General features: G+C 52.9%; 6 protein-coding genes and 1 pseudogene. 2 read left to right on the top strand and 5 right to left on the bottom strand.

Going from position 1 to position 8,787, the window contains the following annotated elements; genetic code table 11:
• Positions 1 to 66: 66 nt before the first annotated feature.
• Positions 67 to 3,387 (top strand): annotated as a pseudogene (locus AAC076_RS15405) (LysM peptidoglycan-binding domain-containing protein); the annotation flags it as partial.
• 26 nt (positions 3,388 to 3,413) lie between these two features.
• Positions 3,414 to 4,400, top strand: coding sequence for a sel1 repeat family protein (locus AAC076_RS15400; protein ID WP_339847349.1), 987 nt, complete (start codon positions 3,414 to 3,416; stop codon positions 4,398 to 4,400).
• 218 nt (positions 4,401 to 4,618) lie between these two features.
• Here the strand turns inward: AAC076_RS15400 and AAC076_RS15395 are convergent, their stop codons facing one another.
• From AAC076_RS15395 to AAC076_RS15375, 5 genes are all read right to left on the bottom strand, one after another.
• Entirely contained in the window at positions 4,619 to 5,188 is a 570-nt protein-coding gene (locus AAC076_RS15395; protein WP_339847347.1) for a histidine phosphatase family protein, read from the bottom strand.
• An 85-nt stretch (positions 5,189 to 5,273) separates the two neighbouring features.
• Positions 5,274 to 6,326, bottom strand: coding sequence for a hypothetical protein (locus AAC076_RS15390; RefSeq protein WP_339847346.1), 1,053 nt, complete (start codon positions 6,324 to 6,326; stop codon positions 5,274 to 5,276).
• Between the two features lie 217 nt (positions 6,327 to 6,543).
• On the bottom strand, positions 6,544 to 7,008 hold the full coding sequence (locus tag AAC076_RS15385; RefSeq protein ID WP_339847344.1) for a universal stress protein: 465 nt from the start codon (positions 7,006 to 7,008) through the stop codon (positions 6,544 to 6,546).
• Positions 6,980 to 8,080: a BCCT family transporter gene (locus tag AAC076_RS15380; RefSeq protein WP_339847342.1), complete on the bottom strand. Its 1,101-nt coding sequence runs from the start codon at positions 8,078 to 8,080 to the stop codon at positions 6,980 to 6,982. Before AAC076_RS15380 ends, AAC076_RS15385 begins: the two co-directional genes overlap by 29 nt.
• Entirely contained in the window at positions 8,005 to 8,604 is a 600-nt protein-coding gene (locus AAC076_RS15375; protein ID WP_339847340.1) for a BCCT family transporter, read from the bottom strand. Before AAC076_RS15375 ends, AAC076_RS15380 begins: the two co-directional genes overlap by 76 nt.
• Positions 8,605 to 8,787: the final 183 nt, after the last annotated feature.

The raw sequence follows: 8,787 nt of genomic DNA, 5'->3' as shown, positions 1-8,787 counted from the left end.
TTTGGCACATTGTGCCTCTTTTCAAGAGTGTCCGCAGTAACGGGGTAGAACCCGTCTGGTGATAACCTCAGCAAGATTGCTGCGCGATACAGTTCCAGCGTTGAGCAGTTGAGGCAACTCAATTCCTTTATCAAGGACCCGAATCATATTCAAATCGGTTGGAATCTGAGTGTTCCGGTACACGGCGGTGGCGGCTCAACTGGTGCCTCCTCAGTATCGATAAATGCAGCTGCCGATAAAGCAGATCAGCCAAGGTTAACCCTGGGACAGGAACAACTCCTGGAAGAGGAGACAGATGCTTCGTTTGTCGATGCTCCTTTGGGGTGTGCCAATTGTTTTCCAGGCATCGTGTATGCCACTGAAGAGAAGCAGTTCTGGCTATTAACTGAAGATGCCCTTGATGCTATCGAAGAAGCAAGCTCTGAGCTCTTCCAAAAAATTTCGCCTGAAAAGTCGCCCCAGGAGCGCAAGCAAGGGTTGGATGACATCGGGCTGCTTGAATACTTTTTACAACCTAAGCTGACCAACTTTCTGTCAGGCGAGGATTACGAGCGTGCCGACCGGATCGAGGCGGAAGTTCCCGATATCGATAACTGGTACTACTGGTGGTCGAAAAAGGCGGTTGAGCTAGAGTTGCCTCGGAACATGTTTGATCGGCCTCATATGGAATTCCCATCAAGTCCCGAAGCCCGCGAAGCAAATCGCGATCGCGAACTGCATATCCGTCAAGCCAGAGCAAGAGGAGCTGAGTTGGAGGCGCTGCACCGGGAGCGTACTCAACTACAAGCTCTTCATGATGAATGGAAAGTGCTGCAGGCAAAGGCGTTGGTCCTGGCTCAACAGGAGGGATACGTATACGAGAACGGTGCTCTGTTTTCTGCCGAGGCTATGGAGGCTCGTCGACGCGTACAGGCCTATCTGTCTGAGCGGGCGAGGGTCCTAAAAAGGGGGCTCAGTGCCAGCAGATTGGAAGAAGAGCTTGCGGAGGTCAAACAGCTCGAAGAGCAGCTTCATGAGTGCTTGATAGCCTGCATGGGTGATCTAGACGTCCTGACCATGGCTCGCATACACCACCACAGAAGGCGGGGTGTATATCAGAGTTATGTCGAATCCATCATGGCTTTAGCTGACTATGGCCTGGCAGTACCCGAATATGCACTGGCAAAAGCGCCCGCTGACGGCATCGCTGACGCCGAAACGGAGCTTCAGCGATATGTCGACAAGCAGCAGCAACAAGTTGTTCTCAGTGCCAGCATGCAGAAAAAGTATCGAGATTGGGTCCAGGCCACGGGGTCCAACGCACAACCGCCGGCCGGTCTTCTAGCGGAAGAAGAAGGGCAGTGGAAACAGTTACAGGGTGAGCTTGACGACCTATATGAGAAGGCGCAGCAGAATGTGGCTGCCAATCCGATACGTCGATACTTGCTGTGGGAGCCTGAACAGTATCAGCCCCGTCCAGCAGAGCGCATGGTGCGCGCCGACTTTCCTCTGCGAGAGCTGAGTGCACCGGGAGTAAAGGGGAAAGTTGTTCAGGCCCTCAGCCTGTTCAGCTTGAGCGGCATCAGCGATCAGTTGAGAACCAGTTACAAGGAGCATGTAGTTGAAGCGATGGGAAAGGCCGTAAAGCGGCTTCCTGCCGATGCTGGCGGTCCAGGCCAAGTGTCGAAGACTTCAACACTTTTTAAACGGTGGCTGGAGAGTCATGGAGCTGTGCCTATTGATGATCAAGCCGGAGATTGGTTTGACCAGCACGGCTGGTTTGATATTGAAGAGTTCTATAAGTATCTCTCAGAGCAATCAATTCAAGTCGAACAGCTTGACGATGCCGCGGTGCGCCAATCCTGGGGCAGGAATCTGCAACAAGTGCTTTTTCGTGCGGATATTCGTGACGGAATGCGACTGTTTGACCCAAGCCCCGCAGCCCAGCTAATTCGTTGCCTGACACCACCGCAAAGCTCCTTGCACGCGAGTATGGCCGTACAGGGGCCAACTTTAAGTTTGGCTGGAGGGTTTGAAAGCACGGTCGTAGCTAATGTGGGGATCGACCTGGCGCGGGGTATCGTTGAATTGTTCAGTGTTGACTTGCCAACCCAGGCCGCTGCGCAAGATATAGTTCTCACCTATCTCAACTATGAGGGCACGACTACGCCCGTCAGTATAGGTCGGTACTCGCTGCACCTCAGCGCCCTGGCCTGGGGATATGCCGGTGCATCCATGCTGCTGTCAGCTGAAATCAGTCTAACGCCCAACCACTTTCTTTGGGGTGGGCCTGGTCTTGACGCAAGTGAAAAAGCACAACGGCCAGGTAGTGGCATGGTCAGCTCCGCAAACCTTCAGGGCGGGGCAGGTGCTGAGTTCAGCGTCTTTGCGGGCATTCAAGCCGGTATCTCTCTGACAGGCGCACTGAATTGGGCACCTCCTCAGCATCTTGCAACTGTGCGCACTCGGCCAACGGGCATGCAGCAGGTGGACCAGAACAGATCCATGGCTAGCCAGTGGCTCAGCCTCGCGAAAATCACCACAGGTATGGATGTTGCTCTGGGCATCGGCAGCAATGCCAAGATGGCAATCCAGTTATCAGATGGTCGCTTGGTCTTGATTCTGGAAGCGGCAATCGTGGCTGGTCCAGGTCTTAAAGGCCATTACAGCTTCGAGGTCAGCTACGAAGGTGTAGTGGATATACTCAATATTTTCCGCCGTGAGCTTTACAGAAATCAGGGCATACCCTTGGAGTGGGTGTCGGAAGAAGCCGGGAGCTACATGTCCAAGCTCAATGCTCTCGGCGCCTGCGGCCTGAACGTATCCATGCTGTATCTGCTAGGCATAAATGCAGTTATGTCACTATATGAGGCTGTAAACGATGGTGGGCGGGGTGGGCCGATTGCGCTTGCCATTACTAGTTATAGAAAGCAGCACGAACTAGAAAAATGGTTTGTTGAAGCAACGCCTGCTGCGTTGGGACCGATGTTACTGACGCTGATCGCGGCACCGCGAAGTTTTGATGGGGCACCTACAGCAGCTGACGCGCTTTTTTTGCAGCAGCAAGCTATCGAGAAAGTACTTGGTTGGATAGCCGCTGCTGCGGAGCAGTCGTCAGAGCATCTTGAAAATGCTCAACACCAATTCGCCCAAGCGTGTATGCACATGAACCGATATGGCGTGGAAGAACACCACTCAGGGAGAGCGTACCGCGAGAGTAGACGCAAGCTGGATCTCTTTATGGAGCGAAAACCCGCAGTTAATAAAAATTTAGAAGGAGACAGAATCAGACGAAATTACGAAGGACATGCTGGCAAGCTAGGTGCGATATACGACACCCTACATAAATATGGCCGGTCGGCTTTTACTGATGAAGGATTTTGGAGTAATGGCTCAAGGTCTTTATGATAACTACTTGGGAGAAAGCAAAACGCATGTGGATTAAAGTGCCTGCCTGTCTTTTCACCTGTCTGCTGTTGTGGACTCTCAATGGATACTCAGCGTCTTTAACTTCAGAGCAAAAAGTAGCTAAAGAGCATGGTATGGTTCTTTACAATCAGTACCGAGTATCAAGTCCATACCTGTTAATTGCTGCAGAAGCAGGGGATGCAGAGGCGCAATTTTATCTCGCTGAAGAATTGAGGCAGCTGAAACGCTTCATGACTCCCGAAGCACAGCAGTGGCTCGAGGCTGCTGCGGACCAAGGTCATGTTTATTCCATGATTCGCCTGGCACGTAGTGGAAGTAACCTGTGCTCTGTTATCGGAACCTGCCCTCAGAGCAGCCGCTCTCCTGATGAGTGGTACCAGTATGCTTATGACGTCATTCTACCCTTGGCTGTGCAGGGTGACCCGGAAGCGATGTTCCAGATGTATAAGCTTAAACAGGATGCAGAGTGGCGAGCCAGAGCAGCCGAAGCAGGTCATTCCGAAGCTCAATATTGGCATGCTGCCTTTATTGAGGAGGGAGCCGCTTTCTTCTGGTGGCCAGGTAGTCGTCAGAAAGCGGTAGAGGCGTGGTTCAAAGCCTCTGCTGAAGGCGGGTATCCCCCCGGTATGATGCGTTATGCCGGAATATTGGCTGATAATGCCGACGAGGCAGGCTATCGTTATTGGATGAACAAGGCGGCAAAAACAGGCTATGCACGCGCTATATATGCATTAGCTGCGCTTTCCGGTCACGAACCCGAGGAGTATGGGGTTGAACTGGATCTTGTAAAGAGTTACGGCCTTCTGCACCTTCTTTTGGAGTTGGATGGTGGCGGAAGTACCGGGTCAGTTGCCAAATCAACTTTGCCCGATATTGAGAAAAAGATGGCACCTGAGCAAATCGAGAGAGCCCTGGAATTCGCCGAAGAGTGGAAAGCTGCACATCCCCCCCTGTCTTACTTCCCCCATATACTCTATGAGTTAGATATTTGAGTATTTTATGCAATACGCTGCTGGAAAGACAGGTGTGGGGCAGGGCCGCTTTGTGCTTGAGCACATTTCTGCTGAGATCGCCTGGTGGATATTTAACCGGGACAACGTTAGTACTGAACGGCAGTGCCAGTCAGAACATGCGTAAGGCAATTGGTCAAAATTAGCTGATTTAAGTAAATAAGCAGATCTGAAATTGGCAGAATAAGCGGTAATGCGCTTCAGTCTGGCGCTACCCGTGCCAACACATCAGGCGCTTTCGTTAGCGGTAGAGCCAGTATTACCCCCTCATTGGACGCTGGAAAAACCCCACTTAGCGCGGTTATGTTTACTTGGTGAGATACCATTATCACTGGTGGGCCGGGTTCTAGGCGGTTGACCAGTTCGATTGTCTCGATAGTCTGCGTTGAGCGTTTACCCCTGTTCTGAAAAAACGAATTCAATGCAGGCCACTCGGCTACGTCACCGATATTCATGCCTGTTGCCGTATCCTGGCTACGGCACCATTGACTGGTATAAACGCGCGCTTCGGCAATACCCCGCCGTTCAAGGTAGGGTTTCCAAGCGGATGCCTGTTGTCGGCCGCGGTCGTTCAGATTTCGCTGCGTAGAACAATCACCGAGCTCGAAATGGGCGGGGTCGTCCGTGCCGGGTGCAAGCGCGTGGCGCAAGATCAGGACGGCTTTGCCTTCACGCAGCGCTTCCCATGCTTGAGTTTCGCTCTGGGCGCTGACCTCGGTGGCGCCGATGAGCAGAATCAAGGCGGTAATCATTGAGAGCAAAGCTGACATGGCATTCAGTTCTCGTTTAGGATTCAGGGTTTGCAACATGCCTCATCATCATGACAGCCTTTCAGGTCTATAGGTTCGGCCTAGCCTATTCATCAGGACCAACCGCCAGGTTTGTCTGAAAGAACGACGTGATCACGCGACTGACCTCGTCAGTCACCTCGGAACGAGCGTAGCCGGGCGGATCGCCGATGAGTTCGGTGGTCAAGCCTTCCTCAAGGAGAGGCAGTGGAGCTAGAAGAGCACCGTGTCCCCCATTTTCAATGGACATCAGCACTTGGCATGAAGTGCAGGCATCAATTACCCGGTCGCTGTGAAAGGCGGGGGTCAGCCATTTGTCCTGATCGGCGACAATAAGACCCAGGGGAACGTTAGGGGTTTTCAGCGATTCAAGATCAAAGTCGGCAGCAAAGGGAACGCCTGCCACAATCGCGACAATGCGGGGATCGGTGTGTTCATACCAGGTCTGATCGGAAAATCTGTTGCCGATAACCCATTTGGCCATAGCTGTTTTGGCACCGTCAAAAACACCGCCAGTCAATTCAGTACTAAGGCCGACACAGGCTTGAAAGTCATCCTCGATGTATTCTTCACAATGGCGAACGAACTGACCAGGGGACCAGCGCCCGCCAGCCAACGTAAGTGCTGTATGGCCTCCAGCTGACATCCCGTACATTCCCACCCTTTGCAAGCCCAGTATGATCGACAGTTGCGGATCACGGGCAATGGCATCAATGGTTCGACTAATCTCGGCCGGACGTTGCTTCCAGCTTTCGGGGCCAGACGCACTGGTATCCCGGTAGTTGTCCTGAAAATGCTCTGGTAGGGCTACAACAAACCCGGCCTCAACCAGATCATGAGCCAACTCAAAATGAACCCAGGGAGAAGCGGCTGATCCATGGGAGATCACAATCAGGCGTCTATTACCTTCAATAGCATACGCTTCATGCGCGACGTTGAATTTGAAACCGGCCCGCTCGATTTCTGTTTCGGCACCCTCTGAAGGGTACAACACGGTTATCGGCCCCTGAAGTTCAGGCGACTGTATTTCCAGTAACCCGATTGAGGCGCTAGCGAGACTGTGTGCGATCAGGAGGATCGCACCTGCAAGATACTGACTGAACTGTCTGTGAACTGACATGGTGATTCCATTCCCTGGAGTGTCCTTGATAGCTTATTAATACCATAGGTTGGCCCTTTGCATAGGCTTCCTCATTCCTGAGCTCTCACTTTTTTCATATTCCGTCAGTTTGGACGCGCCGAAGGCTCATTATGGATATCAATCATCCGATGAGCGTCCATGACTTTTCTTCAGGTGGGATGCTTCTGCGTTGGCAACGCAGTAGCGCTTTATCTGGTCAACGACCCTCTGTGCCCGTCTTATGAGAATCAGTCTTGTCGAGCGACGGCAAAACCAGTACCGGACAAGGCGCATTGACCGAAACATACTCAACTGTCGCCTTGCGCAATGGCCAGAGGCCCGAGCTGCCGCGGGAAACCAACATCAACAGATCAGCGTTGATCTGACCCGCAAGGCCTACCAGTTTTTCACCAGCGCTGCCGGCTACCACATGCAGGCTGGCGGTTCGGTTCAAAGGTAAGTATTTATGCACAAGAAGATCTAGTGTTGCCTTGACCTCAGCTTCTTTCTGTTCTGGCCCGGCTTGCGTTACGTGGGGAAAGAACCCACCTCCGTCTGGGGTGTAAGCACTGGCAAGGTGAAGCTCCCCGTCTTCTGTCAGCAGGTTCATGGCGACTGCCAGAGCACATTTGCCCTCGCCGTCGTCCTCGGGATCAATGGCGATCAAAACCTTCCGATACATGGTTCTTCTCCTGTGTTGTTTCAGCCGCAGACACTACTTCCGGGAAAGCTCTTCCCTGGACCAGCTCATTCATACTGTAGCCTCGATAATCGGCACGCAGTGCCCTGAATAGAGCTACGGCCATAAAAATCAGAAGGATACAAAAGGGCAGTCCAAGGGATGTAATCACGTTCTGTAATGCATTCAGCCCCCCTGCCAGCAATAGTGAGGCTGCGATAACCCCCTGGGCCACTGTCCAAAAAATGCGCTGGCGCACCAGCGACGGTTGATCATCACGTCGGGTCAGCATGTCGATCACAAGAGAGGCCGAGTCGGATGAGGTGGTGAAGAAAATGACGATTATTACCACGCTCATCGCGGATGCCACCTGGGAAAGCGGGAGAGCTTGCAGAAAAGCGAAAATTGCCACGGAGGGATCTGTCTTCACTTGCTCTGCCAGATCTATCTGGCCGGTCATTTCGACCTGAATAGCAGACAGACCGAATATGCCAAACCACAACAGGGTAAAAGCAGTAGGAGCAAACAGTACACCGGCTATAAATTCGCGAATGGTCCGGCCCCGGGAGATTCGCGCTATAAAGATACCGACATAGGGCGCCCAGGAAATCGTCCAGGCCCAATAGAAAAGCGTCCACTGGCGTTGCCAGTCAGTATCCTCGAAGGTCTGGGTCCAGAATGCTAACCGGGGGAGGGCGCCGAGATACTCACCTATAGTCTGGACCATGCCCTCGGCAATAAATACGCTGGGGCCTACCACGAACACAAATGCCAGCAACACCATTGCCAGCAAGATATTCAGCTGGGAAAGCCGTCGTACGCCCTTGTCCAGTCCCAGCGCTACCGATACGGCGGCGATACTGGTAATGGTTGTAATCAGTATGACCTGAACCAGACCGCTGGATGGTGCGCCAAAGAGATAAACGAGGCCGCTGTTAAGCTGCAGTGTCCCCAGACCAAGTGAGGTCGCGACGCCAAACAGCGTGCCAACAACGGCAATCACATCAACCGCCCAGCCAATGGGTCCGAAGGCCCGGTCCCCGAGTAGGGGATAGAACAGGCTGCTGATTCGCATAGGCAAGTTGTGCCTGTACGAAAAATAGGCAATAGCCAGGCCTGGCATGGCATGGCGAAAATGGTCCAGGTATGCAGGCCAAAATGATAAAGCGCCATCGTCATTGCATCGCTGGCCGCCTGTCCCGACCCAGGATCGACGCCTTCATAAGGCGGATTTGCAAAGTGAGAGATCGGTTCCGCCACGCCCCAGAACATCAGAATAGTCCCGATACCAGCGGCGAAGAGCATGGTGAACCAGGTCAGATTGGAATAGTCCGGCCGGCTGTCATCCGCGCCCAGTCGTATATCGCCGTAGCGGCTGCAGGCCAGGCCCAGCAGAAAGATCAGAAGGGAACTCACCGAGAGGATATAGAACCATCCCAGGTTACGAGCTACCCAGCCTGTGAGCTGTCCAAAACCACCTGCAACAGCTTCGTCAAAGGGGATGGCAAGGGCTACGAAAAGAGCTGCTATTCCAGCCGAAGTAAAAAAGACTCCCGGTATGGTCTGCAGTCCTAGTCGACGTTGGAGGCGTTCGAGCAAGGGAGGCTCCGTTGGTTAAGAAAGCGTTACAAGATTCTCCACGCTAACACGGGGAACGACGAGTTGCCGAACACAGATCAATTCATTCGACCTTGGTTTTGCGCAAGGACTTGGACAGCACGGTCATCGCAATGCGAACGGCAAGTAATTTGATGTGGGAGGGGCAGCGATTGAACAGTGAGA

Source organism: uncultured Halopseudomonas sp., from assembly GCF_963977355.1.
GTDB lineage: Bacteria > Pseudomonadota > Gammaproteobacteria > Pseudomonadales > Pseudomonadaceae > Halopseudomonas.
The sequence above is the reverse complement of the archived record's forward strand: the minus strand, read 5'-3'. Positions and strand labels throughout refer to the sequence as shown.